29 protein-coding genes are annotated in these 26,480 nt (G+C 70.4%); 6 read left to right on the forward strand and 23 right to left on the reverse strand.

Annotated features, from left to right (window positions below; genetic code table 11):
* Positions 1–4: 4 nt before the first annotated feature.
* From MXD95_RS01090 to MXD95_RS01105, 4 genes are all read right to left on the reverse strand, one after another.
* Complete coding sequence (locus tag MXD95_RS01090; RefSeq protein ID WP_250638575.1) at positions 5–733, reverse strand: NADH-quinone oxidoreductase subunit C; 729 nt, start codon at positions 731–733, stop codon at positions 5–7.
* Positions 730–1,548 carry a NuoB/complex I 20 kDa subunit family protein gene (locus MXD95_RS29105; protein ID WP_374121930.1) on the reverse strand — a complete coding sequence of 273 codons (819 nt, stop codon included), beginning with the start codon at positions 1,546–1,548 and terminating at the stop codon, positions 730–732. The genes MXD95_RS01090 and MXD95_RS29105 overlap by 4 nt, the downstream gene beginning before the upstream one ends.
* On the reverse strand, positions 1,539–1,901 hold the full coding sequence (locus tag MXD95_RS01100; protein ID WP_250638576.1) for an NADH-quinone oxidoreductase subunit A: 363 nt from the start codon (positions 1,899–1,901) through the stop codon (positions 1,539–1,541). Before MXD95_RS01100 ends, MXD95_RS29105 begins: the two co-directional genes overlap by 10 nt.
* A 147-nt stretch (positions 1,902–2,048) precedes the next feature.
* Positions 2,049–3,362, reverse strand: coding sequence for a geranylgeranyl reductase family protein (locus MXD95_RS01105; protein ID WP_250638630.1), 1,314 nt, complete (start codon positions 3,360–3,362; stop codon positions 2,049–2,051).
* Between the two features lie 415 nt (positions 3,363–3,777).
* On the opposite strand from MXD95_RS01105, the gene MXD95_RS01110 reads away from it, so the two are divergent.
* On the forward strand, positions 3,778–4,461 hold the full coding sequence (locus MXD95_RS01110; protein ID WP_308301419.1) for a dienelactone hydrolase family protein: 684 nt from the start codon (positions 3,778–3,780) through the stop codon (positions 4,459–4,461).
* On the opposite strand, the gene MXD95_RS01115 is transcribed toward MXD95_RS01110, so the two are convergent.
* From MXD95_RS01115 to mqnC, 3 genes are read right to left on the reverse strand one after another with little or no spacing between them, the layout of a single operon-like run.
* Positions 4,458–5,168: a demethylmenaquinone methyltransferase gene (locus tag MXD95_RS01115; RefSeq protein WP_250638577.1), complete on the reverse strand. Its 711-nt coding sequence runs from the start codon at positions 5,166–5,168 to the stop codon at positions 4,458–4,460. The genes MXD95_RS01110 and MXD95_RS01115 overlap by 4 nt on opposite strands.
* A complete protein-coding gene (add, locus tag MXD95_RS01120; RefSeq protein WP_250638578.1) occupies positions 5,165–6,244 on the reverse strand; it encodes an adenosine deaminase in 1,080 nt (359 codons plus the stop codon). Before add ends, MXD95_RS01115 begins: the two co-directional genes overlap by 4 nt.
* Positions 6,241–7,461 carry a cyclic dehypoxanthinyl futalosine synthase gene (gene mqnC / locus MXD95_RS01125; RefSeq protein ID WP_250638579.1) on the reverse strand — a complete coding sequence of 407 codons (1,221 nt, stop codon included), beginning with the start codon at positions 7,459–7,461 and terminating at the stop codon, positions 6,241–6,243. Before mqnC ends, add begins: the two co-directional genes overlap by 4 nt.
* Positions 7,462–7,962: 501 nt before the next feature.
* On the opposite strand from mqnC, the gene MXD95_RS01130 reads away from it, so the two are divergent.
* On the forward strand, positions 7,963–9,201 hold the full coding sequence (locus tag MXD95_RS01130) for an HNH endonuclease signature motif containing protein (protein WP_250638580.1): 1,239 nt from the start codon (positions 7,963–7,965) through the stop codon (positions 9,199–9,201).
* 34 nt (positions 9,202–9,235) lie between these two features.
* Here the strand turns inward: MXD95_RS01130 and MXD95_RS01135 are convergent, their stop codons facing one another.
* Complete coding sequence (locus MXD95_RS01135) at positions 9,236–9,529, reverse strand: hypothetical protein (protein WP_250638581.1); 294 nt, start codon at positions 9,527–9,529, stop codon at positions 9,236–9,238.
* A gap of 60 nt (positions 9,530–9,589) precedes the next feature.
* The gene (locus MXD95_RS01140) at positions 9,590–11,110 is read right to left on the reverse strand and encodes a serine/threonine-protein kinase (protein WP_518455021.1); all 1,521 of its coding nucleotides are present in this window, start codon (positions 11,108–11,110) and stop codon (positions 9,590–9,592) included.
* A 172-nt stretch (positions 11,111–11,282) separates the two neighbouring features.
* Here MXD95_RS01140 and MXD95_RS01145 point away from each other — a divergent pair, with 172 nt between their 5' ends.
* The gene (locus MXD95_RS01145; protein ID WP_250638582.1) at positions 11,283–12,263 is read left to right on the forward strand and encodes an NAD(P)/FAD-dependent oxidoreductase; all 981 of its coding nucleotides are present in this window, start codon (positions 11,283–11,285) and stop codon (positions 12,261–12,263) included.
* A 4-nt stretch (positions 12,264–12,267) separates the two neighbouring features.
* Positions 12,268–12,666 (forward strand): sirohydrochlorin chelatase, encoded by a 399-nt coding sequence (locus MXD95_RS01150; protein WP_250638583.1) that lies wholly within the window; start codon positions 12,268–12,270, stop codon positions 12,664–12,666.
* Here MXD95_RS01150 and cobA read toward each other — a convergent pair.
* From cobA to MXD95_RS01180, 6 genes are all read right to left on the reverse strand, one after another.
* Entirely contained in the window at positions 12,638–14,101 is a 1,464-nt protein-coding gene (gene cobA / locus MXD95_RS01155; RefSeq protein ID WP_250638584.1) for a uroporphyrinogen-III C-methyltransferase, read from the reverse strand. The two genes, MXD95_RS01150 and cobA, sit on opposite strands and share 29 nt — an antisense overlap.
* 38 nt (positions 14,102–14,139) lie before the next feature.
* Complete coding sequence (locus MXD95_RS01160) at positions 14,140–14,811, reverse strand: phosphoadenylyl-sulfate reductase (protein WP_250638585.1); 672 nt, start codon at positions 14,809–14,811, stop codon at positions 14,140–14,142.
* Between the two features lie 19 nt (positions 14,812–14,830).
* Positions 14,831–15,061, reverse strand: coding sequence for an Insertion element protein (locus tag MXD95_RS01165; RefSeq protein WP_250638586.1), 231 nt, complete (start codon positions 15,059–15,061; stop codon positions 14,831–14,833).
* Positions 15,048–16,760, reverse strand: a complete 1,713-nt coding sequence (locus MXD95_RS01170) for a nitrite/sulfite reductase (RefSeq protein WP_250638587.1) — start codon at positions 16,758–16,760, stop codon at positions 15,048–15,050. The genes MXD95_RS01165 and MXD95_RS01170 overlap by 14 nt, the downstream gene beginning before the upstream one ends.
* 60 nt (positions 16,761–16,820) lie before the next feature.
* A complete protein-coding gene (locus MXD95_RS01175) occupies positions 16,821–17,012 on the reverse strand; it encodes a putative leader peptide (RefSeq protein WP_250638588.1) in 192 nt (63 codons plus the stop codon).
* A gap of 229 nt (positions 17,013–17,241) precedes the next feature.
* Positions 17,242–18,252 carry a helix-turn-helix domain-containing protein gene (locus tag MXD95_RS01180; protein WP_250638589.1) on the reverse strand — a complete coding sequence of 337 codons (1,011 nt, stop codon included), beginning with the start codon at positions 18,250–18,252 and terminating at the stop codon, positions 17,242–17,244.
* A gap of 737 nt (positions 18,253–18,989) precedes the next feature.
* Here MXD95_RS01180 and MXD95_RS01185 point away from each other — a divergent pair.
* Complete coding sequence (locus MXD95_RS01185) at positions 18,990–19,352, forward strand: response regulator transcription factor (RefSeq protein ID WP_250638590.1); 363 nt, start codon at positions 18,990–18,992, stop codon at positions 19,350–19,352.
* Here MXD95_RS01185 and MXD95_RS01190 read toward each other — a convergent pair.
* The 8 genes from MXD95_RS01190 to MXD95_RS01225 form a co-directional block, all read right to left on the reverse strand.
* Positions 19,343–20,227: a menaquinone biosynthetic enzyme MqnA/MqnD family protein gene (locus tag MXD95_RS01190; RefSeq protein ID WP_250638591.1), complete on the reverse strand. Its 885-nt coding sequence runs from the start codon at positions 20,225–20,227 to the stop codon at positions 19,343–19,345. The genes MXD95_RS01185 and MXD95_RS01190 overlap by 10 nt on opposite strands.
* The gene (locus tag MXD95_RS01195; RefSeq protein WP_250638592.1) at positions 20,224–20,472 is read right to left on the reverse strand and encodes a DUF4229 domain-containing protein; all 249 of its coding nucleotides are present in this window, start codon (positions 20,470–20,472) and stop codon (positions 20,224–20,226) included. Before MXD95_RS01195 ends, MXD95_RS01190 begins: the two co-directional genes overlap by 4 nt.
* Positions 20,472–20,741, reverse strand: coding sequence for a hypothetical protein (locus MXD95_RS01200; protein WP_250638593.1), 270 nt, complete (start codon positions 20,739–20,741; stop codon positions 20,472–20,474). The genes MXD95_RS01195 and MXD95_RS01200 overlap by 1 nt, the downstream gene beginning before the upstream one ends.
* A gap of 11 nt (positions 20,742–20,752) precedes the next feature.
* Positions 20,753–21,901, reverse strand: a complete 1,149-nt coding sequence (mqnE, locus tag MXD95_RS01205) for an aminofutalosine synthase MqnE (RefSeq protein WP_250638594.1) — start codon at positions 21,899–21,901, stop codon at positions 20,753–20,755.
* A 64-nt stretch (positions 21,902–21,965) separates the two neighbouring features.
* A complete protein-coding gene (locus tag MXD95_RS01210; RefSeq protein ID WP_250638595.1) occupies positions 21,966–22,307 on the reverse strand; it encodes a DUF4229 domain-containing protein in 342 nt (113 codons plus the stop codon).
* Between the two features lie 121 nt (positions 22,308–22,428).
* Positions 22,429–23,112, reverse strand: a complete 684-nt coding sequence (locus MXD95_RS01215; protein ID WP_374121931.1) for a UbiX family flavin prenyltransferase — start codon at positions 23,110–23,112, stop codon at positions 22,429–22,431.
* 44 nt (positions 23,113–23,156) lie between these two features.
* A complete protein-coding gene (gene mqnP, locus MXD95_RS01220; RefSeq protein WP_250638596.1) occupies positions 23,157–24,113 on the reverse strand; it encodes a menaquinone biosynthesis prenyltransferase MqnP in 957 nt (318 codons plus the stop codon).
* On the reverse strand, positions 24,110–25,561 hold the full coding sequence (locus MXD95_RS01225) for a menaquinone biosynthesis decarboxylase (RefSeq protein ID WP_250638597.1): 1,452 nt from the start codon (positions 25,559–25,561) through the stop codon (positions 24,110–24,112). Before MXD95_RS01225 ends, mqnP begins: the two co-directional genes overlap by 4 nt.
* A 441-nt stretch (positions 25,562–26,002) precedes the next feature.
* Between MXD95_RS01225 and MXD95_RS01230 the strand changes: the two genes are divergently transcribed.
* Positions 26,003–26,422 (forward strand): PLD nuclease N-terminal domain-containing protein, encoded by a 420-nt coding sequence (locus MXD95_RS01230; protein ID WP_250638598.1) that lies wholly within the window; start codon positions 26,003–26,005, stop codon positions 26,420–26,422.
* Positions 26,423–26,480 lie beyond the last annotated feature (58 nt).

The raw sequence follows: 26,480 nt of genomic DNA on the forward strand, positions 1-26,480 counted from the left end.
CGGATCACGAGTAGCTCCGGCGCTCGTCCGGCGGAGGAACCGTGGCGCCCTTGTAGTCGACTGGGATGCCACCCAGCGGGTAGTCCTTGCGCTGCGGATGCCCGATCCAGTCGTCCGGCATCATGATCCTTGTCAGCCCCGGATGACCGGCGTAGATGATGCCGAACAGGTCGTAGGCCTCCCGCTCATGCCAGTCGGCGGTCGGCCAGACCGACGTCAGGCTCGGCAGCGTCGGGTCGTCGTCGCCGACGCTGACCTCCACGCGCAACCGGCGACGGTAGGTCATCGACGTCAGGTGCGCCACCGAGTGCAGCCGGCGCCCGGTGAGATCGTCCGGGTAGTCCACGCCGGACACCGAGGACAGGAGCTCAAAGCGCAGGTCAGGATGGTCCCGCAGCGTCTGCGCCAGACTTGTCAGCGCCTCGCGTCGCACGTACAGGGTCAGCTCGCCACGATCGTGCACCACCCGCTCGACAGCCTCGCCGAGCTGCGGGAACGCCCGCTCCAGCGCGTCGTAGACGGCGTCGGCGTCGGCATCCCCGAAGGGCCGCTGCGAGCTCTCGAGAACCGGCACGGGCGCCACGAGCCGGCCGAACCCGGAGGTGTCGCCCGTGCCGCCGGCGCCGAACGCGTCGTGCTGCCGTCCGGGCTGCCGGGCCTGCCCGGACACGACCAGTTCGCTGGCCGCATCCTCGTCGAAGCCGTTGCGGCCGGCACCGTTCTGGCTGGTCATCGGTCAGCCTCGCCCTCGCCGTCGGTGCTGTTCGCGCCGCTCGCGCCGTTCGCGCCGTTCGCCGAGCGGGACTCATCGGTGGGCTTGAGGTCGACCGGCACCCGCTTGGTGCGACCGAACACCGACGGCGGCGCGATCGCCGCGGGTCGCCGGGCATCGAGGACCGGTTCGACCGCGCCACGTCCGGTGGTCGACGGCGCGCCGGCCGGGATGCGGAACCGCTTGCGGTCGTTGACCGACAGGGTGCGGGTGTCGAGCTCGCCCTCGGGCAGGCCCGCCCGCGCGGTGGCCACGTCGATCGGCTTCGGGTAAGGCGAGTCGCCGGGTTCGGTCCACGCCGTCTGCCCGCTGATCGGGCCCGCGAGGATCTTCTCGTGGAGCTTGAGGATCGCGTCCATCAGCATTTCCGGCCGTGGCGGGCAGCCGGGCAGGTACATGTCGACCGGGACGATGTGGTCGACGCCCTGAACGATCGCGTAGTTGTTGAACATCCCGCCGCTGCTCGCGCACACGCCCATCGACAGCACCCACTTGGGGTTCGGCATCTGGTCGTAGATCTGCCGCAGCACCGGTGCCATCTTCTGGCTCACCCGGCCGGCCACGATCATCAGGTCGGCCTGGCGGGGGCTGGCCCGGAAGACCTCCATGCCGAACCGGGACAGATCGTACCGACCGGCACCGGTGGACATCATCTCGATCGCGCAGCAGGCCAGGCCGAAGGTCGCCGGCCACAGCGAGGACCGACGTGTCCAGTTGGCAAGCTTCTCCACGCTGGCGAGCAGGATACCTGCGGGCAGCTTCTCCTCTAGTCCCATTCCAGACCTCCACGGCGCCATTCGTAGGCGTACGCGACGAAGATCGTCGCCATGAACAGCGCCATCGCCCCGAGCCCGAACACCGCGAGGCTGTCAAACGCGATCGCCCACGGGAACAGGAAGATGATCTCGATGTCGAAGACGATGAAGAGCATCGCGGTGTTGTAGTACTTCACCGGAAAACGCTGCGGGCCGGCCGGAGCCGGGGAGGGCTCGATGCCGCACTCGTAGGCGTCGATCTTCGCCCGGTTGAACCTGCGCGGACCGGTCAGCGCACCGGCCGCGACGGAGCCGACCGCGAACAGCGTCGCGATCACCATCAGAACGAGGATCGGCACGTAGTTCGAGAGCATGCCGAACTCCTCCCCTTCAAAAGAGTGTTACCGGATGTTATGACGTACTGCACCCCGGTGAACGAATGGCCGCCAGCCAGATTCCCAGCAGGAAAAACCCTTCGATCCGACCCTCATAGAAGTCCTGGGGACCGAGCCGGATAACAGTCAGGCCGCAGGGGTCAGACGGGTCATCGCATTGATCATTCGGTCCATCGCATCACCTCCCCGAGGATCGGTGAGATTTGCCATGATCTTCAGCAGGAATCGCATGAGAACCGGGCGCGGCAGACCATATTTCGTGCCGAGCGCCATTACCGTCGGATTCCCGATGAGCTGGACAAAACGACGCCCGAGAGTGTAATAGCCCCCGTATCGGGCGCGCATCAGCTCGGGATAATGCCCCAGAGCGCGCTCCCGAGCCGGGCCCTGCGGACGGGCCAGCGCCTGTACGGCGACCTCAGCGGCATACCGACCCGATTCGAGCGCGTAGGCGATGCCCTCGCCGTTGAACGGGTTGACCATCCCGCCGGAATCACCGACCAGCAACACACCGTCCCGATAGTGGGGGGTGCGGCTGAAGCCCATCGGCAGCGCGCTGCCGCGCACCGGGCCGGTCGCGTTCTCCTCGACGAATCCCCATTCGGGCGGCAGCGCGGCCAGCCAACGGCGTAGCAGATCCTGGTAGTTGGTGTTCTGAAAGGCGCTGGTCGTGTTCAGCAGGCCGAGTCCCACATTACTGGTGCCATCGCCCACTCCGAAGATCCAGCCGTAGCCGGGCAGCAGCCGGCTCTGCCGCGGCGTGCCCTCCCACAGCTCCAGGTGCGACTCGAGATGATCATCGTGCGTGCGGGCGCTGCGGTAGTAGCGGCGCACCGCGACGCCGAGCGGACGGTCCTCCCGGCGACGGATGCCCAGCGCCAGGGCGATTCGCGCGCTGTTGCCGTCGGCCGCGATGACGAGCGGGGCCCGGTAGGTCACCGGCTCGCGATCGGACCCCGTGCGGGCCCGCACTCCGACCACTCGCCCGCTGCGCTCGTCGAGAAGCGGGCCGGTGACAGTCGTGCTCTGCGCCAGACGGGCACCGGCCTTCTCCGCGTGCCGGGCCAGCAGATCGTCGAAGTCGAGCCGAGGGCGAACCAGCCCGTAGTCCGGCCAGTGGGCAAGCTCCGGCCAGGGAAGTTCCAGGCGCACACCGCCGCCGACGATACGCAGCCCCCGATTGCGTGCCCAGCCGGCGGAGACCGAGGTGTCGATACCCATCTCGACCAGGCTGCGCACAGCGCGGGGCGTCAGCCCGTCGCCGCAGACCTTCTCCCGCGGGAACGTCGTCTTCTCCAGCAGCAGGACGTCCAGCCCCGTGCTGGCGAGGTGGTATGCCGCTGAGGAGCCCCCGGGCCCGGCACCGACCACGATGACGTCGGCATCGGCGTCGGCAGCCCTGCCGCCATCGCCGCCGCCATCTGTGCCTGCCGTCACCATCGCCACCCAGCGCTCCGGATCCTCGCTCGGAACCATCCGTTCGGGCCGCTCGTGAAATTCTTCACGAGCACCCCCGGCGAGTGTAGGCCCTACGCAGGCCAATCGCATCAACCAGGACGCGAGGAGGCCATGACGAGTCGATGACGCACACCTTATGAACACAGTAAGCGACGATCACACACCCATCGCCACCGGGCATCGGCCTCGTTCGTCACATCTGCCGACAGCAGAGCGTATAATCCGCGCCCCGAGCAGCCCAGCGGCGCCCCGCGACCCAGATCACCCGGCATGTCGCAGGTCACACCCAACTACTGAAGGCTCGGACCGTAGGGGCGGGCCGCGATTCTCAGCGATGATCGCTGGCACTTTCGTGCTATCACGTGGGATCACCGCCCGAGCCGGGTAGAAGCCCTTCGTGCGGCCGGGAATCGAGGATCCGATGACAGTCGTCCTGCCCACCCCGGACGGACCGGCGAGGGCGATTCTGGCCGAGCCGGAGGATGTTCCCGTACTCGGCGGGATCGTCGTCCTGCACGAGGCCGATGGGCTGACCGGCCATGTCCGTGATCTGTGCGCCCGCCTGGCCCGCGTGGGCTGGCGGGCGATCGCCCCGGATCTGTACCACCGGTCCGCGGTGCTGACGGGGACCGAGGTGCTCGATGACGTCGACGCGGCGATGGGTGTTCTGGCGGAGGAGGGCACCGCTCTCGACCGGTGCGCGGTCGTCGGGTTCTGCCTGGGCGGCACCGTCGCGTTTCACGCCGCGGTGGACCGGCCGTTCGCCGCCGCCGTCACCTTCTACGGCGACGGCATCCGCGCCCGGCAACTCGGCGAGCCCAGCCAGCTGGAGCTTGCGGGCCAGCTCCAGGCTCCATGGCTCGGGCTCTACGGCGGGCAGGACGTCAATGTGCCCATCTCGGATGTCGAGGCCCTGCGCACCGCCACCGCCGGCGCCCCCGTTCCCGCCGAAATCATCATCTATCCCAACGCGGGCCACGCCTTCCTCAACGACTCCCGACCGGATGCGTACCAGGGCCCGGCCGCCCGCGATGCCTGGTCACGCACTCTGACCTGGCTGGGCTGGCGCATCCCGACCTAGGCGGCATGCCCACGGTGCAGGGCGACAACGCCGCCGGTGAGGTTTCGCCAGTTGACCCTGGTCCAGCCGGCCGCCCGGAGCAGGTCGGCGAGCTCGGCCTGCGCCGGCCAGGCCCGGATCGACTCGGCCAGGTAGACATACGAGTCGGGGCTGCTGCTGACCGCCTGGGCGACCCGCGGCAACGCACGCATCAGATACTCCAGGTAGACGGTTCGCCACGGCGCCCACACCGGTCGGGAGAACTCGCAGACGACGAGAATGCCGCCCGGCCGGGTGACGCGTCGCAACTCCGCGAGGCATCGCCGAGTATCGGCCACATTGCGAAGACCGAAGGAAATGGTCGTCCGGTCGAAGGTCGCGTCGGGAAACGGCAGATGCAGTCCGTCCCCGGCGGACAGCACCACCCGCCCGGCCGCGGGACGTTCCGCCAGCCGCCGCTGCCCCGCCCGTAGCATGCCTAGCGAGAAATCGCAGGCCACGACATCCGCGCCGGCTGCGGCGAAGGCTCGCGACGAGGTCGCTGTGCCGGCCGCGAGGTCCAGCACGCGCTGACCAGGCGACAGTTCGAGCGCCGCCGCGGTGGCCTGCCGCCAGGTGCGGTCCAAGCCGCCGCTGAGCACGGCGTTCGTCAGGTCGTACCGTCCGGCAACCCCGTCGAACATCGCGGCGATCTCCCGCGGCTGCTTGTCCAGCCCCGCCCGGCTCACCGGGCCAGCACCGCCGGATCGAGGCGGGCGAGTGCTGCCGGCGCGGCGGATCGCGCCACCTGTTCGGCCGCATCCCAGTCGGTCTCCGCGCCGATGCGGCGCAGTCGTGCTCGGAGGGGCTCATCACACAGCGCACCCTCGACGCCCGCCGCGTACAGATCGCGGGCCCGGACGCCGAGCCCGGCGGCGACCGCGTGCTCGGTCTCCAGATCGGTGCCGAACATCGCCGGATCGTCGGTGGCCAGGGAGCAGGCGACGCCTGCGGCCTGCAGCGCCCTCAGCGGATGCTCCCCAAGCGTGGCCACTGACCGGGTACGAAGGTTCGACACCGGGCACACGTCCAACACGATCCGCTCGTCGGCAAGCCTGCGCACCAGCGCCGGATCCTCAAGCGCACGAATGCCATGGCGGATCCGACGGGCCCCGAGGGCGTCCAGCGCACCGCGCACCGACTCAGCGCCCACGGTCTCCCCCGCGTGGGGAACGGCGGCAAGCCCCGCCCGCGCTGCCCGGGCGAACACCGGCGCGAACTGCTCCGGTGGATACTCCGCCTCGGGGCCACCGAGCCCGAGCCCGACGACGAGACGCTCAGAGCCCCGGTCCGCGAACCGCGCCGACCAGTCGGCCACCCGCATTGCCTCATCCACGGGCAGAACCCGGTCGATGTCCGGCGTCAGGCGTACCTCGACGCCATACCGCTCTCTCGCCTCGATGGCTCCGTCCACATAGCCGTGGAAGATCTCCTCCACCCGCACGCCGCGGTGCACCCGGTACCACGGCGAGAAGATGCCCTCCACGTACACGGCCCCGGCCGCGGCCGCCTGCGCGGCATACTCGACGACCACCTGCCGAAAGTCCGCTTCGGTCCGCATCACGTTCGTCGTCATGATCCAGACCTGGATGAAGTGGCTGAAGTCGCGGAACCGGTAGAGCTCGGCGAGCCCCTCCACCGTGTGCGCGGGCAGCGCCTCACCGTTGCGCCGGGCCATCGCCAGCAGCGTCGCCGGCCCTACGGTGCCCTCGAGATGGACATGCAGCTCGATCTTCGGCCCGGTAACCGCGGCCGCCCCCCTCACGTGGTGCTGACCAACGGCAGCGCCGTCGAGGAGAAGTGGGAGGCGACCCGGTCGTCGACCGGGTCGAGCGCCGGGTCGCGATGGACCACCAGATGCCGATAGAGCGTGTCGCGCTGCGCCGGGATGCGCCCGGCCGTGCGGATCAGCGAGATCAGTTCGGAGCGGTTGGTGCGGTGCCGCGCGCCGGCCGCGGACACGACGTTCTCCTCCAGCATCACTGAGCCAAGATCGTCAGCGCCCATGTGCAGGGTCAGCTGCCCGACCTCCTTGCCGGTGGTCAGCCACGAGCCCTGCAGATGAGCGATGTTGTCGAAGAACAGCCGGGCGACCGCGACCAGACGCAGGTACTCCAGCGTCGTCGCCTGCGTGCGCCCGCCGAGGTGGTTGTTCTCCGGCTGATAGGTCCATGGGATGAACGAACGGAAGCCCCCCGTGCGATCCTGCACGTCACGGATCATCCGCAGGTGCTCGATGCGCTCGGCGTTCGTCTCCCCGGTGCCCATCATGAACGTGACGGTCGACTCGACACCGAGAGTATGCGCGGTCTCCATCACCGACAGCCAGACGTGGCCGGCCTCCTTGAGCGGGGCGATCGCACGCCGGGGACGCTCGGTAAGGATCTCCGCACCGGCTCCGGCGAAGCTGTCGAGCCCCGCGTCCCGCAGCCGGGTGATGGCCTCCGTGATGGCGATGTCCGAAGTGCGGGAGATGTGGACGACCTCGCTGGCTCCCAGCGAATGCAGCGCGAGCTGCGGATAGGCCCCCTTGATCGCCGAGAACGTCCGCTCGTACCACTCGATGCCGAACTCCGGATGGTGCCCACCCTGCAGCATGATCTGGGTCGCACCAAGCTCCACCGCCTCGCCGCACTTGGTGATGAGGTCGTCGAGGTCGCGGACCCAGCCCTCCTCATGCTTCGGCGGCCGGAAGAAGGCGCAGAACCGGCAGGCGGTCACGCAGACGTTCGTATAGTTGATGTTCCGGTCGATGATGTACGTGGCGATCCCGTCGGGGTAGCGCCGCCGCCGCACCGCGTCCGCCGCGCGCCCGAGCGCGTGGAAGGGCGCACGCGTATAGAGCAGCAGAGCCTCCTCGGGCGAGATCCGCCCGCCCTCAGCTGCCCGCTCGAGGATCACGCGGATCGCCGGGGCATCGTCCCCAGCGTCGCCGTCGCCCCGACCCACCGGAATCTCGCCGTCGGCATCCACAACGCTCACCCCAGGATCGTACGACCTACCCTCCGGACAACGGCCGGATCACCTGGCGACCAACCATGTCGGACGGTTCCGCGGAACCGCGTCACGACACCCTCCGAAAATGCGGCATCACGGAGCACGACTGGGCGTCGCCGCACTGACGACGAGCAGCCTTCCATCCAGCCGGTTCCGCGGAACCGCACCGAACCGCACCCCACGCGACCAGTCACCCACTCCTGGTCACCTACTCTCATGTTTCACCCACTCCATGTCGATCATATGTTCGATTTTCGCTGACCGGGGCACCGCTGTCAACCATCCAAGCGGGGCGCTGCCGCAGCTCTCCGAGTCGAAAAAATGTTCGATGATTTTCGCTCAGACGATCGAATCTGAGGCCCGCCTGTGCGACACTGGCAGTCGTCAGCCCGCACGTTCCTCACCCCTGAACCGGTGATGACCATGAGCTCAACCCCGCCACACTCTCCGTCGGCTCCCAGCGCGGTGTCCGCCACCAGCATTGACGTGGAGTCCGCTCCCTTGGAGCAGGTAGAAGAGGCGATCTGCCGCTGGTCCGCTCGACTCGCCGCCGCCACTCATACCTGGCTCATGACCATCGCCGCGTTCGACCGCCGTCAGGGCTGGACCGGTCTCGGAATCCGCTCCTGCGCGCACTGGCTGGCCTGGCGCTGCGGCCTGGACCTACGCACCGCCCGCGAGCAGCTCGCGACCGCCCACGCGCTGGCACAACTACCTGCCGTCCGCGCTGCCTTCGCCTCCGGAGAGCTCTCCTATTCGAAGGTTCGCGCCATCACTCGGGTCGCCACCCCTGCCGACGAGGAAGGCTGGCTGGACCATGCCCGCAAGATGTCCGCGGGCCAGCTCGAGCGGCTCACCTCTCGCCGCCGGCAGCAGAAGTCCGACCCCGCTGCTCTGCGTGCTGACCGCAAGCTCGCTCTGCGCACGACCCCTGACGGCACGATTCGTCTAACGGCGACGCTCTCTCCGGACGACGGAGCGTTCCTGCTCGCCGCGCTGGACGCTGCCCGCGCCAGCCTTGAGACCGGCCCCGACGGTCCGCCCGAGGATGACGAGCTCGCTTACACCCCACGCGGACAGGCCCGTGACGCTGATGCCCTCATCGCCCTGGCTGAGGCGTTCCTGCACCACCACGCTCCCGCCCTCCAGGACTCCCCCCACACCCTCACGCTCCACGTCCCCGCCCAAAGCACCAGCGCTGCTTCGAACCAGAGTGTTCCGCGGAACCGCACACATGACGACGTCGACGGGCGTGATCGCAACCAGGAGCACAAGCATCAACCTGGCCGGTTGCCTGCCGGCACTGGCGCCGTTGCCGGCCGGGATATCGGCCTACCCGCCGCCATGGTCGCGCGGCTCGGCTGTGACGCCCTGATCCGCGCTCTCATCGTCGACTCCGACAACAATCCACTCCATCTCGGTCGACGTAACCGGCTCCCCACCGGCCGGCTCCGCGACGCCGTCTACGCCCGTGACCAGGGAATCTGTCAGTTTCCCTCCTGCGATCACACGATGTGGCTACAGATTCACCATTGCGCTGAGTGGGACGCCCACAACGGCAAAACCGACGTCGAGGACCTGCTGCTCATCTGCGGCACCCATCACCGCGCCATCCATGACCATGGTCTCGTCGTTCGCCGCCGCCGCGACGGTACCGTGACCGTTCAGGCACCCGACGGGCGCACCATCAGCAGCATTCCCGGATCGTATGACCTTGCGAGCTAAAGACGGGCGCGGGGTATGCGCCCGTCCACTCTGCCTAACTTCCGGGACGCGCGCCCGGATCCGCGCGGCCGGCGTCTGGGGCCACATCCGTCTCGTAGCCGCTGGTCGGCATGCTCGACGGGTTCTGGTCGACATCATTCGGGTCCGGACTGCCCGGGGCGGGGGTGTGCTGGCCGTGACCGCGGGTGCGGCTGGCAATCTTCTCCTGCATCTGCTTGATCTTCTGACGGTTCTCGGGATTAGTCGCCGCGGTCTTGGCCTTGTCGACCATCTCCCGCGTCTTCGGGCTGTGCAGAAAATCATTGATCTTGGTTGTAATGCTCGCCATGGTGGTGGTGTACCTACCTGGCGGCAGGTTTACGCCTGTTGGAAGTGCGACGTGACCGGCCTAGCCGCCGGAGGATCCGGAAAAAGTGTCCTTCGCCTGGTTCCACCAGGCATCCAAGTGATCATTGAAGCCATCCCGGACGGAGGTGGTTGCCCGATTCCAGAAGCGGGTGCGCTGCTCGTCCACCATGGAGGCGATCTGGTCGGCGGCGGACAGGAGCAGAAGCACCAGCACGACGAACACGATGGTCCGCTTGAACGGAATCCGCAGCCGTCGGCGGCGTCGGCGCGGCGCTGGGCCCGCATAGGGCTCCGCCTGCGGGCGAGGCCGCGCAGAACGCTCGTCGACCAGCTGCGCGGGACGGCCGCCGAACTCCGGCCGCGGCTGGGCCGGCAGCGGCGCGGGCGGTGGGGCCGCGCGGTCGCGAACGGCGGGGGCGATCACTGGCCGCTGCCGGTCCTCGTACTCGACGAATCCGCCACGTCGGCGCCTGCGGTTCGGCGCCCCGAAGTCTTCCGGACCCGGCAGTGGCGGCGCAGGTGGGTCGGCGGGATCCTCCCACCAGCGACGCTGCTCGCTGGCTCCGGCGAGCCGGGTCGGGTCGTACCGCTGACCGGCAACCGCGACCGCGCTGCGGCCGCGTGGCCAGGTGCCGTCCAGTGCCGCGGAGGCAGCAGTGTCGGCAGCGGCGGCAGTGTCGGCAGCGGCGGCAGACCGGGGGTCACCACCGTCGCCGAGCAGCATGAACAGCAGCCGCTCGCTGGACGGCCGGGCCAACGGGTCGCGGGCGAGTGCGGCGTGGACGATGGGGACGAGGCCGGCGGGGACGTCGCGCAGGTCGGGTCGGCCGGTAAGGATCTTCTCAGCCATCTGCTGATAGGTGCCGTCGCCGTACGGGTGGCCGCCGGTGGCGGCGTAAGCGACGACCAGGCCCCAGGCAAAGACATCCACGGCTGGACCGAGCGGCGCGCCGCCGTCCATCTGCTCGGGGGCCATCCAGCCGACGGAGCCGAGGACAAAGCCGGTCTGGGTCCGGCCCTGCGCCGCGTCCAGAGCCCTGGCGATCCCAAAGTCGATCACGCGGGGGCCGGAGAAGGACAGCATGACGTTGCTCGGCTTGAGGTCCCGGTGGACGATGCCGACCCGGTGGATGGCGGTCAGAGCACTGGCCACGCCGATCGCCACGCCCTGCAGCGTCGACAGCGGCAGCGGCCCGGACTCGGTGATCTCCTCGTCGAGGCGCACTCCATCGATGTACTCGGTGACCAGATACGGGCTGCGTGCGTCCGGGTCGGCATCGAGGACCTGGGCGGTGCAGAAGGGCGCGACGCGGCGGGCTGCGGCGACCTCGTCCCGGAATCGAGCCCGGAACTCCGGATCGGCAGCCAGGCTCGACCGGATGACCTTCAGGGCAACGGGGGCGCCGGCCGGCGAACGGGCAAGGTAGACCGTTCCCATACCGCCCTCGCCCAGGCGGCGCAGGACACGGTAGGCACCGATGACAGTCGGGTCGCCGGGGCCCAGTTCCTCGCCCCTGGCCACACCCGCGGTCCGGCGTCGGTCTGTCGATCGATCCACCACTGGCACTCTCCGCCCGAGTCCACTCCAGGTTCCACGCTAGCCCCGTCGGGCCACGACACGCCGACATCTGTCCGTCATCCGACCAGGTGTCAGCCGGACGGCGGGGGCCCAGGCCAGGGCACGGTCTACGGCAGGATGGGAATGTCCCAGCAGCTCCGGAGGAAGGACCGCCATGCCCACCGAGACCGACCTTCTGATCATCGGAGCGGGGCCGGTCGGGCTGTTCGGGGCGTATTACGCGGGGTTCCGTGGGATGTCGGTGGCGATGATGGATGCGCTGCCCACGGTCGGCGGCCAGATCACCGCGATGTACCCGGAGAAGGTGATCTATGACGTGGCCGGGTTCCCTGCCGTGCGGGGGCGCGAGCTGATCGAGGCACTCGTCGCCCAGGCCGCGCGGTATCAGCCGACCTATCTGCTCGGCCGGCAGGCCATGGAGCTCAGCCACGAGGCGGATGCGGTGGTCGTGACCGATGCCACCGGCGGGCTGGTGCGGGCGCGGGCCGTCATCGTCACCGCAGGGATCGGGGCGTTCGCGCCGAAGCCGCTGGCCGGGGCCGCCGGGCACCTGGGGAGGGGGCTTGTGTACTTCGTCCCGCAGCCGGACGCACACGCCGGTCAGGACGTCGTCGTCGCCGGCGGGAGTGACAGCGCGGTCGACTGGGCGCTGGCGCTCGCGCCGGTTGCCCGGACGGTGACCCTCGTGCACAAGCGCGAGCAGCTGCGGGCGCATCCAGCGGCACTCGCCCGGCTCGAGGCGTCCGAGGTTCAGGTGCGCACGCTCACCGACATCGCTGCCGTGCACGGGGATGCCTGGGTCGAGAAGGTCGAGCTCGTCGACGCCCGCGACGGCAGCCGCGAGGTCCACCCGGCGCAGGCGATCGTCGCGGCGCTCGGTTTCGCCACCGATCTCGGGCCGCTGACCCGCTGGGGGCTGACCGTGCAACGGCGGAGGATCATGGTCGACCCGGCCATGTCCACTGGTGTCGCGCGGGTTTTCGCCGCCGGGGACGTCGTCGACTATCCCGGCAAGGTGCGCCTGATCGCGACCGGGTTCGGCGAGGTGGCGACCGCCGTCAACAACGCGGCACCCGTCATCGACCCGGCCGCCAAGGTCTTCCCAGGCCACAGTTCCGATGACGGCGCAGACTAGGGTCATGCGCGGACTTCTGGTGATCGGACACGGCTCTCGGCGGGGGGAGGCGAACGCCACCGTACGTGAGCTGGCGCGATGCCTGGCCGAGGACCGGGACTCCTGGGACGCGGTCGAGGCGGCCTTCCTGGAGGTGAGCCGCCCTGACATCGCCGAGGGCTATGCCCGCCTCGCCGGCGCCGGCTGCGCCGAGCTCATCGCCTATCCGTTCTTTCTGTTCGACGGCAACCACACTCACCATGACATCCCCTCGGCGCTGGATGCGGCCCGCGAGCGCCATCCGGCGACCCGCTGGGTGCTCTCCGAACCGCTCGGCCTGCACGCCTGCGTGGTCGAAGCCGTCCGCGCCCGCCTTCATGCCACCCTGCGCGGCCTCAACCCGGTAGCACCCGGCTCGCGGTGACGAAGTCGGCGATGGCGGCGGCAAGCGGGTGGACGCCGGGTTCGTCCGGGACGATGTCAACGCGCATGCCGGCGGCCTCGCAGGCCTCGGCGCTGCGGCGGCCCATGGCGGCGACGAGCAGGTCGGGCGGCAGGGGGCCGTAGAGCTCCGCCGTGCCGCGGGCCGCGGTGGAGGACGCGAAGGCGGCGACGTCGAAGTCCCCGTGGCGCAGCTCCTCGGCGATGCGTGGGTCCGGTTCGGCGGTCACGTCGCAGAGAAGCGCCACTCGCCGCACCGGTGCCGGCCACTCGGCCGCGCCGGCCACGATGACGGTGGCCGGGCCCGCGGCCAGTTCGCTGCGGGGCACCGAGGCAAGGCCCAGGGCATCGAGTGCCTCGGCAGCCTGCGGGCCGGCGGCGGCGAGCGTCAGGCCGGCCAGGGCGCGCACGTCGGCGCCGGCTGAACGCAGCAGGCTGACCAGGGCGGCGACCTCGTCGGGATCGGAGAGCAGCAGCGCGTGCGCGCCGTCCAGCGCGGCGAGCAGGGGTGTGCCATCGGCGGGCGCGGGCCGGGCGACGACCGTCTCCACCGCGTCCGCGCCGAGGGCCCGCAGCCGGCGGGCCAGCAGCCCGGGCCGGGGACGGGTACGGGCGACGAGGACGCGTACGCCGGTCAGCGGCCGAGCGACGACGTCGTCGACAGCACCGGCCGGTGCGTCGGTGCGGGCGGCGACCTTGCCCACGACGATCACCGCGGGCGAACGGACGCCGGCGGCGATCGCGTCGACGGCGAGGGCATCCAGCGTGGTGCGCAGAACCCGCTGGGCGGGAGTCCCGCCGCGTTCGATCACCGCGACGGGAGTCGCGTGCGGACGGCCGCCGGCAAGCAGAGCGTCGGCGATCGCCATCAGTCGGGCCACACCCATGAGGATGACCAGGGTCGCACGAGACGCGGCGAGGCCGGGCCAGTCGACGGTGGAACCGGGATGGCCGGGGGCGAGATGCCCGGAGACGATCGCGATCTCCTGCGCGACGTCGCGATGGGTGACGGGAATGCCGGCCAGTGCCGGCACCGCCAGCGCCGAGGTCACCCCGGGCACCACGGTGGCGCGCACACCCGCGGCGGCGCAGGCCTCGGCCTCCTCACCGCCGCGTCCGAGGACGTACGGGTCGCCGCCCTTGAGCCGGACGACCCTCGCTCCGGCCTGGGCCCGCTCCACGAGCAGCGCGTTGATCCGTTCCTGCGGCCAGGACGGCGCCGTCGCGCTCTTGCCGACGTGGACGGTCTCGGCTCCGGTCAGCAGCGGCACGGCGTCGAGCAGGGGAACGGCCAGTCGGTCGACGACCACGACGTCGGCCTTTGCCAGGAGATCACGACCGCGTACCGTGAGCAGACCCGGATCGCCCGGACCCGCCCCCACCAGCCAGACCTCACCCGTTGCCCGCCCGTCCGTCACGGCGTGCACCCTATCGCGCGGACCGGGCACCCAGCGGCTCAGTGGATGCCGCACTCCGTCTTGGTGCTGCCGGCCCAGCGACCGGAGCGACCGGCGCCGCGCTGGGTGCAGGGACGGCAGCCGACGGAGTCGTAGCCGTCGGACAGCAGCGGATTCACGATCACATTGTGCTCGGCGACGTAACGGTCGACGTCCTCATCGGTCCAGGCCACCAGCGGGTGGATCTTCACTTTGCCGCGCTTGTCATCCCAGTCGACGACCCTGAGGTCGCGACGGCTCTCCGACTCGGCCCGCCGCGAGCCCGCGGCCCAGGCCCGGTAGGGGGCGAGTGCCCGGTCCAGCGGGACAACCTTGCGCATCCGGCAGCACTGGTCAGGGTCGGTGCGGTAGAGGTCGGGGCCGTGCACGGCGTCCTGGCCGGCGACGGTGAGCTGCGGGCGGGCGCTGATCAGGGGGACGTCGTAGGTGGCCGCGACCGCGTCGCGGGTGCCGATCGTCTCGGCGAAGTGGTAGCCGGTGTCGATGAAGACGACCGGGATGTCCGAGCGCATCCGGGCGAGCATGTCGACGAGGATCGCCTCCGCCATGGACGCCGCGACCACCAGTCTGGGGCCGAACTCCTCGATCGCCCAGCCGAGGATCTCCTCGGCCGGAGCGCCCTCGAGTTCCTCGCCGGTTCGCAGCGCCCGGGTCTTCAACGCGGCATCCATCTCGGTCGTCTCCTCGTTGTCACGTACCCGGGACCCGCTCTGGGCCCTCGCCCGTTTCCCCGTTGGTCTGGCCGGCCGCGGGCAGGGCGACCGCGAGGGCCGTCAGGCGCAGCCGGAACGCGCGCCGGCACGACCGGCACGACCAGTGGCCGTGCCCGGAGCCGGATCCGTCCGGCGCGGGCTCGGGCACGATGTCCTCCTCGCCGCAGTACGGGCAGTAGAAGGGCACAGCACGATCACTTCCGGCCATCGGCTCCCCCACCGGTGAGGGCCGACTCGTCGGCACGCTGCGCCCAGTCGGCGAAGCTCTCCCCGTCGGCGCGCTGCTCCTGGTAGGCCGTCAGCAGGCCGGTGACGTAGTCGAGCAGGCCGTCCGCGGTGACCTTCAGGCCGCGGGACTTGCGCCCGAGCCGCGAATGCGTGCCCAGATGGCCACCAAGATGCACCTGGAAGCCCTCGACCATCTCCCCGGTGTCGTCGGGGACCAGCGAGCCCTTCAGGCCGATGTCGGCGACCTGGAAACGGGCGCAGGCGTTCGGGCACCCGTTGATGTTGATGCCGATCGGCTCGTCGAAGTCGGGCAGGCGCCGTTCGAGCTCGGTGATGAGGCTGCGGGCGTTGCCCTTGGTCTCGACGATGGCGAGCTTGCAGAACTCGATGCCGGTGCAGGCCATCGTGCCGCGGCGGAACACGCTGGGTCGCACGAGGAGATCCAGCCGCGCGAGCTGGCCCGCGAGCGCCTCGACCCCGTCGTCGGGGACGTCGAGGATGACGAGCTTCTGCATGGTCGTCGCGCGGATGCGGCCTTCGCCGTACTGGTCGGCGAGGTCGGCGACGGCCCGCAGGACCGTTCCGGACAGCCGGCCGGCGCGCGGCGCGAACCCGACGGCGTTGCGCCCGTCGCGCTGGCGGTGCACACCGACGTGGTCGCGGCCCTCGGTGCGGGGCGGCGCGGGCGGCGGGCCGTCGGGCAGTGCCGCGGTCAGGTACTCCTTCTCCAGGGTGGCCCGCACCCACTCGGCGCCCATGTCTGCGACGAGGAACTTCAGCCGCGCCCGGGTACGCAGCCGGCGGTAACCGTAGTCGCGGAACAGGCAGCACACGCCGTGCCACACCTCGGCGACCCGCTCGGTCGGGACGAACGTGCCCAGGCGCACGCCGAGCATCGGGTTCGTCGACAGGCCGCCGCCGACCCACAGGTCGTAGCCGGCGCCGAGCTCGGGGTGGACGACCCCGACGAAGGCGATGTCGTTGATCTCGTGCAGGGTGCAGTGATCGGCGCACCCGGAGATCGCGGTCTTGAACTTTCGCGGCAGGTTGGCGAGTGTCGGGTCGCCGACGTACCGCTCGACGATCTCGTCGATGACGGCGGTGCCGTCGATGACCTCGTCGCCGTCGACACCGGCCAGGGGGCAGCCGAGGATGACCCGCGGGGTGTCACCGCAAGCCTCGGCGGTCGTCATCCCAGCGCCTTCGAGCGCACCCCAGATCGCGGGGACGTCCTCGATCCGGATCCAGTGCAGCTGGATGTTCTGCCGGTCGGTGACGTCGGCCACGTCCCGGCCGAAACGGGTGGAGATGTCCGCGATGACGCGCAGTTGTTCGGCGCTCATCCGGCCACCGTCCAGGCGCACCCGCTGCATGAAGTAGCTGTCGTCGAGCTCCTCGGGCTCCAGCACCGCCGTGCGTCCCCCGGAGATCCCCGGGCGGCGCTGCGTGTACAGGCCCCACCAGCGCATCCGGCCCCGCAGGTCCTGCGGGTCGATGCTGTCGAAGCCGGTGTGCGGGTAGACGTTCAGGATGCGGTCGCGCACCTCCAGGCCGCCCTGGTCCTTCTTCATCCGCTCGTTGGCGTTGAGCGGTTCGGTGTAGCCCAACGCCCACTGGCCCGCGCCCTTGGGACGGGACGGGCGCGCGGCGGAACGGGCCGGACGGGCAGGAGAAGACATGAAGGATCTCTCGACGCGCGGGGATGCGCGGCACCGTCTACACGGCACCGCGCGGGGACGTCAGCGGGAGCGGCGACAGCCGGCGCTGGAAACCCGCAGCAGGTCCACGTGCAGGCGGGCGACGAGCATCGGCTCGATCACCGGGCACGGGGCTGCGGGGGACATCGCTACGCCACGCCGGGGTGCTGTGCCGACCGGACGGTCCGCCACTCGCACGACCGGCGCCCCAGGGGTGAGGGCGCGCGCGACCACGCCCCCATGCTTCCACAGATGTGACGCCGATGGGTGGGTTGTGAGGCTGCTGACCTCACACCGACCCCACCGCGGGCCTAAAGCGTCACAAGCCGGGAAAACCCCCTCGCTCTCCGTTCTCCGCCCACTGTCACATCAACTCTACCCCGCCGATAGAAAAAAGGAACAACGGGGCTGACGTTCACCTGGACGCACGGACACGTGCACGGACGCGTGCACGGACGCGCGCTCAGACCGGCGGCCGGAAGGCGTGGGACAGGCCGGTCTGCCGCGACAGTGGTCGGCGGTCGGCGGCGCCGAAGCGGTCAATCCGCCCCTTGACCAGACCGATGAGTCGGTGCTGACGCTCCCGACCCCCCGGCGCGGTCAGCATTTCCGCCAGCGAGTCCGCCGGAGCCTCGCCACCCGGGTCGGCCGGCCGACCCGCCTGCAGATCGGCGCTGGCCCGCTCCGCCCCGGGAGCGAGGGCACGCCCGGCGCCCTCGAGGCCGGCCTCATCCAGGGACGTCAGGCTGCCGGGGGACCCGGACTCGGCGCGGGTGGTGGCGTCGGAACAAGCCTTGCGGGCGGCGGCGTCGATCAGCCCGTTGACCGCCAGCGTCCAGGCCCGCAGGCCCTCGTGCCCGGTGAGCTCGGTGAACACGGCCGCCTCCAGGCAGCACGTGCTCGCGCCCGCGAGCTCGTCCACGTCGAGCAGGGAGATCGCCAGCAGGCCGGCGAGGTGCCCGGCCAGCATGAACAGACGGAACTGCTGGTGCGGTAGCAGGGGCGTGTCCAGCAGGTTGTCGACCACGTTCTGGTGGTCGAGCACGAGGGCGGTGACATCGGCCGGGTCGAGCCGGTCCGCCTTCGCGATGAGGTCGACCACCAGCCGGTCAAGGTAGTCCAACTCGCCGTCGCTGCGGCGGTGGTCGAGCAGGTCCGAGACCCGACGGCGGGACTCGGCCTCCGGATCCGGACCGCGGCGCAAGCGCTCGGCCCGGGCGGCGACGGCCGCCTCCCGAAGGTCGATCAGTGCCCCGCCCGCCTCGAGCGCCGCGTCCACCGCCGCGATCACCGGTCGGGACGGGATGCCACGGCTGGACTGCTCCAACTGGGCGATGTACTGGCGGCTGTAGCCGGTGCGCACGGCAAGCTCGTCGCGGGACAGCGCGCGCTCACAACGCCGCCGACGGACCTCGCCGGGGAGCTCGTCCTCGGCGGTCGCCGCGCCCTGCCGGCCTCGGCCCCGTTGCCGCATCTGTGATGTCCTTCCGCCCTGGCAGAGGTCACTTCCCGCCGCAGGAGGCCGGGAGTACGCCGCCTCGCACATCCGTCCGGCCATCCGGCCGGGATTCACTGATAGTGATCAGATTACTCCATGGAGCGCCCTTATAGGCTAGGGGTAGAAAGTCCCATACGCGAGCGGTCGAATTGGTTACTCTCCGTAGCGACATCCCGGGGTGAAGTCGGGAGTGAGGCCCGCGGAACCACCATTCATGAGATTCCCATCGACCCGACCGCGCCGCCACCGCCACCGCCACCGGGACGCCCTCTCTCGTCGAGACATTATGCCGCTTTTCTTGGGCGCTTGTTGGGAAACAGGAGTGACGGCTGCGAAGTGTCGCTGGAAACCGCGAGAATCCCGGCGAGTTCGCCCGTATGGCCTATTCCGGCAGCTGCCACGTCGTGCCGGCATCGTGGCTGGACCAGCTCGTCACGATCCCAGGTATCGCGTGGATGACCGGCCTGGGTCATCCACGAAAACCATCCTGAATGACGATGCGCCGGGTCACCCGGGGCGCGTACAAAAGAATCGTGGATACCGGTCGTTCGGTGGATGCCCACACCGTCAGGATCGGCCCCCCAGGGCCCGAATCCGACTCGGTTACCGGCTGGCGCGGGGCCGGCCCCGACGTCGTCCTGGGCGATCCTCGCGCTGCCGGCGAGGTCGCCAGTACCACCAGCCCGTCCGCGCCACCGCGACGGGTCGTCGTCGTGGACGACGCGGACGGCGTGCGGGATCTGTTGTGCCTGCTGCTTGGCACCGAGCCCGACTTCGTCATCGTCGGCGCGGCCTCGAACGGCGCGGAGGCCATCGACGAAGTGGTCCGGACCGACCCCGACCTGGTGCTTCTCGATCTCGCCATGCCCGTGTTGGACGGTCTCGGTGCCCTGCCGCGTATTCGGCACATTGTGCCGCGCGCCGTCGTCGTGATTTTCACCGGTTTCTCCGAGGACGCGGTGTTACACCAGGTGCTGACCCTCGGCGCCGACGCGCTGTTGGAAAAAGGCCTGGCCACCGGCGCCCTGGTCGAACAGTTGCGCCAGCTGTGCGCCGCTCGGGCAGCTCAGACCTGAGCGAAGGTCATGGCTCGCAGCGGCGGTACGTCACCGCGGCGCGCCGCCCGGCTGGCGAAGGCCCGGATCCCGGCCTGCTGGCGCACTCCGAGTGAGAAATCCAGCGTGGTGAAGTAACGGGCGAGTGTCGCCGGGTCGAACACCTCGAACCGGGCCGCCCGGGCCGCCACCTGTTCCACGTCACCCAGCGCAAGGTCGAGGCCCGCACGGAAGGAGTCGTGCACCTCCTTCACCATGCCTGGGTGACGCTCGGCGAAGGCGCGATGGGCCGCCCATACCGCGAACACCATCGGCAGGCCAGTCCACTCCCGCCACGCCGCGCCGAGGTCCATCAGGCCGAGTGGATGGCTCGCGCCGCCCCGCTCGGACTCATAGGTGGCCCGCAGCGCGACGTCGCCGATGACCACGGCGGCATCCGCCTCGCGCAGCATGTGCGGTAGGTCGGGCGGCATCGTGACATAGGTCGGATGCAGGCCGTGACGCTCCTCGAGCAGCATCCGGGCCAACAGCACGCTGGTGCGCGAGGTCGAACCCAGCGCGACCGTGCGGACGTCGGCCAGCGGTACCGCCGAGCTGAGGATGACCGACAGCACCGGACCGTCGGACCCGACCGCGAGATCCGGCAGGACGACGAGGTCATCGGCATGCCGCAGGTACTCGACCAGGCTGATCGGGCCGATGTCGAGGTCACCCGCGACAAGCGCCTCGCTGAGCCGGTCCGGCGTGTCCTTGGTCAGCTCGAGGTCGAGCAGCGCCCCCGAATGGACCAGGCCCCAGTACAACGGCAGACAGTTCAGGAACTGGATGTGCCCGACCCGGGGCCGGACCTCGTTTGTCTGTTGCGGATGCGGGCCTGCCGGGGCTGGCCCGCTCAACGCTGCCCGCCCTGACGGTTCTCCATCGCGTCGATCATGGCACGGCGTTGGCGCAGTGCCAGCGGGTAGCTGGCCAGTCCGCTGACGGCCAGCGCGAGCAGGAAGGCAAGCAGCCCGCCGAGCCCCAGCAGCAGAACCACTGCCAGCACCACCCCGAACAGCAGTGCCCGCACGGCGAAGTACCGCAGGTTGATGGCCAGCAGACCCGGCTTTCGACGCTGGACGGGACGGTGAGGCAGCTCCATCAGGACCTCCGCTTCTTGGCCGGCACCCAGCCGAGCCGGCGCAGCACGGTCGGGAAGAATCCCAGGCCGAGGAACACGGCGAGCAGCCCGAGCAGGCACGCCGCCCCGAGTGGCAGGCCGGCCCAGTGCAACAGCAGGTAGGCCAGCACGCCCGGAACGAGGATCACCACGAAGGCAAGCGCGAAGACCGAGGGGGTTCCGGGCGCCCCGATCGGGCGCGACGGGTACCGAGGGTTGCGCGCCGGCGTCGGCCGGTTGCCGCTGGTCATTGTCGGCCGCCTCAGGCGTCGATCGCCGTCGCGACTTCCCGACGGGCGGGGTCCGGCCCGTCGTAGGCACGGATCTCCCGGTACCGGGTGTCCCGCTCGACCGGCCGGAATCCGGCGTCCCGGATGATGCTCAGCAGATCCTCGCGCGTCATGGTGGTGGGGGTACCGAACCGGTCCGCATCATGGGTGATCTTGTACTCGACGACCGAGCCGTCCAGGTCGTCGGCACCGAAGTTCAGCGCGAGCTGGGCCGTGGTCAGCCCATGCATGACCCAGAAGCACTTGACGTGGTCGATGTTGTCGAACAGCAACCGGGAGACGGCGAAGGTCTTCAGCGCCTCAGCACCGGACGCCATCGGCTGGTTCATCAGCCGATTACGCGGGTCGCCCGCCGCGTCGTGCTGGAAACGCAGCGGAATGAACACCGCGAAGCCGCCGGTCTCGTCCTGCAACTCGCGCAACCGCAGAACATGGTCCACCCGGTGCCGTGGTTCCTCGATGTGACCATAGAGCATCGTGCACGGTGTGCGCAGCCCCTTGGCATGGGCAAGCCGGTGGATGCGGGACCAGTCCTCCCAGTGGGTCTCGTGGCCGACGATGTTCTGCCGGACCTCCCAGTCGAAGATCTCCGCACCGCCGCCGGTGAGCGACTCCAGGCCCGCGTCGATCAGCTCGTCGAGGATCTCGTCGGCCGGCAGACCGCTGATCTTCTCGAACCAGTGGATCTCCGTGGCCGTGAACGCCTTGAGCGCGACTCCCGGCAGCGCCGCCCGCAACTCGCGCAGCGACCGCGGGTAGTAGCGCCACGGCAGCGTGGGATGCAGCCCGTTGACGATGTGCAGCTCGGTGATGCCGGCCGGCTCCATCTCCCGCGCGAGCCGCACGGCCTCCTCGATGCGCATCGTGTAGGCGTCCGACTCGCCCGGCTTGCGCTGGAACGAGCAGTAGGCGCAGGACGCCGAGCACACGTTGGTGAGGTTCAGGTGCCGGTTGACGTTGAAGAACGTCCGATCCCCGTTCTTGCGGGTGCGCACCTCGTGCGCGAGCTCGCCCAGCCAGACGAGGTCATCGCTGGCGTACAGCGCCTCACCGTCGGCCCGGCTGAGCCGCTCCCCGTCCGCGACCTTGGCCTCGATCTCCCGTTTGAGCCCAGCGTCCATGCCGTCCAGACTAGCCCGATCGCCCGCCCGCTCCAGCGGTCGTGGCCCGGCTGGCCCGTCACAATCAGCGGCTGCCCGCACCGTCCGCGCTGCCCGCGTCGCCCCGCTCGCGCGGACCGCCGGTTCCTCCCCGCTGCGACGAGCGCTGCGCTGCCCGGCGTTGCATGCGCCCCAGGGGCCAGGTCAGCAGCCCGGCCACCACGAACCCGATCAGAACGGCGAGCACCACGTTCACCCCGGTCACCGCGAGCACGACCGTGACCACGACCAGCACGGCGAGCCGGGCGACGAAATACGGCAGCTGCGCCCGAAGATTCGGGTCGGCCGGCGGCGAGCCCTTGGCAGGCGGCTTCGGCCGATCCGTCTTCCCGCCGCGGCCCTTCGCCGCGCTGCCACCTGTAGCCATGTCCGTCCCCCTCGATCTGTTCCTGCCGTGTGCGCGTCCCGAAGCACCGCAGGTCCCGGGACCACTGTGCCTGTCCGGGCGCCTGGTCCGCCAGAGGTGACCGGCACTTCCCGTCAGACGATCAGCGGTTCCGCGGAACCGCCCCCCGGGCGGCGCCAAGCTCGCCGGTCCAGCGGCGGTAAAGCCCGTGCTCGACGCCGGCGGCGTCCAGGACCCGTCCGGCGACGAAATCGACCAGATCGCCGGCCTCGCGTGCGCCCGCGTAGAAGCCCGGGCTCGCCGCGGCCACCACCGCGCCGGCCTCGTGCAGGGCGAGCATGTGGCGCAACGTCGCCCCGGTGTAGGGCATCTCCCGGGGAACGACGACGAGGCGACGTCTCTCCTTCAGAGTCACGTCCGCGCAGCGTTGCAGCAGGTCCTTCGACAGGCCGAGGGCGATCCCGGCCAGGCACGCCGTGCTCGCCGGCACGACGATCATCCCGCGGGTGGGATACGAGCCGCTGCTCGGCGGCGCGGCGAGGTTCCCGGGCGCATGCACCGTGATGAGGGCGCGCACCCGCTCCTCGGTCACGGTGTCCCGGCCGCCGCGGCCGTCGATGTCGGGACCCACGCCGAGCGGCGCCGCCAGCCAGGCGGCCAGCGGGGCGGGCCAGGAGGTGTCGTGCCAGGCAAGGCCTGTCTCGTCGAGCAGGGTCAGGCGGGCCGCGCGGGAAAGCACGAGGTCGACGGGATTTCCGGCGGCGAGCAATCCGCGCAGCACCGCGGCGGCGTACGGCGTGCCGCTTGCGCCGCTGACCCCGACCACCCAGGGAATCCTCGGCCCCTCCTCGTCCCGCGGCGGCACGCGGCTCAGGCCGACAGTCCGCGGCTGAGCAGGTCGGCGAGGGCGAACACGAACAGGGCGATGCCCACGAAACCGTTGGCCGTCAGGAACGCCCGGTTCACCCGGGAGAGGTCCTTCGGCGAGACGATGGCGTGCTCGTAGGAGAACGCCGCCGCCGTGACCGCGAGCCCGGCCCACCACCAGGCGCCGGTGCTCTCCATCAGGCCGTAGGTCACGAACAAGGCGAACGTGACGATGTGGGTCACGGTGGAGCCGATCAACGCGCCGCGCACCCCGAACCGGGATGGCACCGAGCGCACCCCGATCCGCCGATCCACCTCGGCGTCCTGACAGGCGTAGATGAGATCGAATCCGCCGATCCAGCTCCCGACGGCGAGTCCGAGCACGAACGCCGCCCACGACCAGTGCCCGGTGACGGCGATCCAGGCCCCCATGGGCGCGATGGCCTGGGCGATCCCGAGGACGGCATGCGGGAAGTCGGTGAAACGCTTGGCGTACGGGTAGATCACCAGCGGGGCGACGGCGATCGGGGCGAGCGCGAGGCAGAGCCAGGACAGCGCCGCCGCCGCCGCGGCGAAGACAACCAGGGCGACGACCGAGCCCATCACGGCCGTCCGCACGGACATCGCCCCGGTGACCAGCTCGCGGTTCGCCGTGCGCGGGTTGCGGGCGTCGATCGCCCGGTCGATGATCCGGTTCGCGGCCATCGCGAAGGTGCGGGCGGCGACCATGGCGACGGTGACGAGCCCGAGGTCCGCCCAGTGCACCGAGCGTGACGCGTCGAAGCACGCGGCCAGCGCCGCGATGTAGGCGAACGGCAGTGCGAACACCGAGTGCTCGATGACGACGAGGCGCAGGAATGCCCGCAGGTGACCCAGCTCGTGCTCCTGCCCGCCGCCGGATCCCCGCCCGGGCGCCGCCGCGCCGCCGGAGGGCCCTGGCAGGAACGTCGCGTCGCTCACAGGCCGTACTCCTTCCAGCGCCGGGTGACCCGGTCGCGCACCGTGGCATCCATGACGATCTCCTCGGGCCAGCCGCCGTCGCGGCGGTAGCCCTCGGTCGGCAGCTTGCGGGTCGCATCCACGCCGATCTTGCCGCCCCAGAACTGCTCGTAGGAGGCGTGGTCGAGATGGTCGACCGGGCCGACGGTGGTGAGCAGGTCATGGGCGTAGTCCACGTTGCCGAACGCCCGCCAGGCGACCTCGTGGTAGTCATGCACGTCACAGTCGGCGTCGACGACCACGATCAACTTGGACAGCGAGAGCAGCCCGGCGCCCCAGACCGCGTTCATCACCTTCTGCGCGTGCTTCGGGAAACGCTTGTCGATCGAGACGATGCAGCAGTTGTGGAAGACACCAGCCTCGGGTAGGTCGTAGTCCACGATCTCCGGAATCATCATCCGGATCAGCGGCAGGAAGATCCGCTCGGTGGCCTTGCCCATCGGCCCGTCCTCCTGCGGCGGGCGGCCGACGACGATCGTCTGGAAGACCGGTTCGCGCTGCATCGTCATCACGTCGACGTGCAGCGCCGGGAACGGCTCGATCGGCGTGTAGAAGCCCGTGTGGTCGCCGAACGGGCCCTCCGGGCGCCGCTCGCCGGGCTCCAGCCAGCCTTCCAGGACGATCTGCGCGTTCGCCGGCACTCGCAGCGGGACGCTCAGGCAGTCGACCAGCTCCACCCGTTCGCCACGTAGATAGCCAGCGAACAGGTACTCGTCGATGTCGGCGGGCAGCGGCGCGGACGCGGCATAGGTGACCGCCGGGTCGCAGCCGAACGCGATCGCCACCGGCAGGCGCTCGCCGCGCCGCTCGGCGACGGTGTGGTGGGCGTTGGAGTCCTTGTGAATCTGCCAGTGCATGCCGACGGTGCGCGCGTCGTGGCGCTGCAGCCGATACATCCCGAGATTGCGCGCGCCGGTCTCCGGATGGCGGGTGTGGGTGAGGCCGAGGTTCAGGAACGCCCCGCCGTCGCTCGGCCACGCGTGCACGCCCGGCAGCCGGAACAGGTCGACGTCGGCCCCCTTGAGCACGACGTCCTGGCAGGGGGCGGTGCGCACCCGCCGGGGCGGCAGCGAGGTGAGCGAGGCGGCCTTACCCAGCGCGTCGCGCAGCCCCGACAGGCCGGTGGGCAGTTCGGGCCGCAGCAGCGCGGCGAGCCGCTCGCCGATCTCGTCGAGCCGGGTGACGCCGAGTGCCGCGGCCATCCGCGACTCGGTCCCGAACACGTTGATCGCAAGCGGCATGTCCGCGCCGAGCGGGGACTCGAACAGCAGCGCCGGGCCCTGCTCACGCACCACCCGGGTGACGATCTCAGTGATCTCCAGCTTCGGATCGACCGGTGCGGACACCCGGCGCAGATCTCGGTGCCGCTCAAGGTGCGCGAGAAACGCGCGTAGATCCGCCCAGGCCATGCCACCCATCCTCGCAGCCGCCAGCGACCGCCGCCGAATCTCCCACCACCAGTAGTGTTCCGTATACGGAAAGCTGGATGCCGGTGCCGGACGCGGCCGCCGGACCCCAGTCGCCGCCGGGTCTGTGGGCCGTCCGTCGGCGGGCCGTCCGCAACGCGGTTGGCAACCGGCCGGACGCGGGCCGGGGGCAGAGGGCACACTAGGGATACACGGGCCGGCCACCATCGCGACATGTGCGCCCTCAGGCACAGGGCGGCGCACGCCGTCTGACCCGTCCGGAGACGCCGCACATGGCCGGGCCCGCCGCGCCGGGACGACCGCCCGGAAAGTCGGGACGACCGCCCCGCCCGGGCGGGACTACATGACCCGTCCGTCGGCGTTGGTACCCGATATGTCGAGCACGATGTAATCGTCAAGCGAGCGGGAAGGAGCGACCAGCAGGTGCTGGGCCTCGCACTGACATTTGTGATCATCGGTGTCTGGGCGTATGCGATCATTGACGTGGTCGGAACGCCCCCGGACGAGGTACGGGTGGGGTCGAAACTGCTCTGGATCGTGGCGGTGGTGTTCTTCGGTGTCTTCGGGGCGGCTGCCTGGTTCCTCTTCGGTCGTCCGCGGGTGCACGGCCTGGGCGCCCGCGCGCCACGGCGGGCCGTGTCCGATCATCCGGCCTTCGGCGAGCGGTCGGCCTGGGAGATCACCCGCAGGGAGGCTGGCCTTGCCCGGCCGGGCTCGCGGATGGGGACCCGCCGCCCGGTGAGCCGGCCCAAGGGGCCGGACGACGACCCGGAGTTCCTGCGTGAACTCGCCGAACGGATTCGCGGCGGCGAGGCCGAGCCTCCGTCACCGTCACGCGGCTGACCGACGTCGCCGAGCCGGAACACGTGCACGACCTCCGGCTCGGCGTATCCGTCGTCAG

Origin of the sequence: Frankia sp. AiPa1 (genome assembly GCF_023243075.1) — a bacterium.
In the GTDB taxonomy this organism is placed as follows: domain Bacteria; phylum Actinomycetota; class Actinomycetes; order Frankiales; family Frankiaceae; genus Frankia.

Excerpts from the sequence above, each read along its gene's own strand:
- MXD95_RS01195 (WP_250638592.1), bottom strand. The coding sequence starts at position 20,472 with ATGGAGCTGCCTCACCGTCCCGTCCAGCGTCGAAAGCCGGGTCTGCTG.
- MXD95_RS01160 (WP_250638585.1), bottom strand. The coding sequence starts at position 14,811 with ATGGATGCCGCGTTGAAGACCCGGGCGCTGCGAACCGGCGAGGAACTC.
- MXD95_RS01225 (WP_250638597.1), bottom strand. The coding sequence starts at position 25,561 with ATGGCCTGGGCGGATCTACGCGCGTTTCTCGCGCACCTTGAGCGGCAC.
- MXD95_RS01145 (WP_250638582.1), top strand. The coding sequence starts at position 11,283 with ATGCCCACCGAGACCGACCTTCTGATCATCGGAGCGGGGCCGGTCGGG.
- MXD95_RS01150 (WP_250638583.1), top strand. The coding sequence starts at position 12,268 with ATGCGCGGACTTCTGGTGATCGGACACGGCTCTCGGCGGGGGGAGGCG.
- MXD95_RS01165 (WP_250638586.1), bottom strand. The coding sequence starts at position 15,061 with ATGGCCGGAAGTGATCGTGCTGTGCCCTTCTACTGCCCGTACTGCGGC.
- MXD95_RS29105 (WP_374121930.1), bottom strand. The coding sequence starts at position 1,548 with ATGGGACTAGAGGAGAAGCTGCCCGCAGGTATCCTGCTCGCCAGCGTG.
- MXD95_RS01100 (WP_250638576.1), bottom strand. The coding sequence starts at position 1,901 with ATGCTCTCGAACTACGTGCCGATCCTCGTTCTGATGGTGATCGCGACG.
- MXD95_RS01135 (WP_250638581.1), bottom strand. The coding sequence starts at position 9,529 with ATGGCGAGCATTACAACCAAGATCAATGATTTTCTGCACAGCCCGAAG.
- MXD95_RS01200 (WP_250638593.1), bottom strand. The coding sequence starts at position 20,741 with ATGACCAGCGGCAACCGGCCGACGCCGGCGCGCAACCCTCGGTACCCG.
- MXD95_RS01180 (WP_250638589.1), bottom strand. The coding sequence starts at position 18,252 with ATGCGGCAACGGGGCCGAGGCCGGCAGGGCGCGGCGACCGCCGAGGAC.
- mqnE (WP_250638594.1), bottom strand. The coding sequence starts at position 21,901 with ATGGACGCTGGGCTCAAACGGGAGATCGAGGCCAAGGTCGCGGACGGG.
- MXD95_RS01105 (WP_250638630.1), bottom strand. The coding sequence starts at position 3,362 with ATGGTGACGGCAGGCACAGATGGCGGCGGCGATGGCGGCAGGGCTGCC.
- MXD95_RS01090 (WP_250638575.1), bottom strand. The coding sequence starts at position 733 with ATGACCAGCCAGAACGGTGCCGGCCGCAACGGCTTCGACGAGGATGCG.
- MXD95_RS01170 (WP_250638587.1), bottom strand. The coding sequence starts at position 16,760 with ATGTCTTCTCCTGCCCGTCCGGCCCGTTCCGCCGCGCGCCCGTCCCGT.
- MXD95_RS01210 (WP_250638595.1), bottom strand. The coding sequence starts at position 22,307 with ATGGCTACAGGTGGCAGCGCGGCGAAGGGCCGCGGCGGGAAGACGGAT.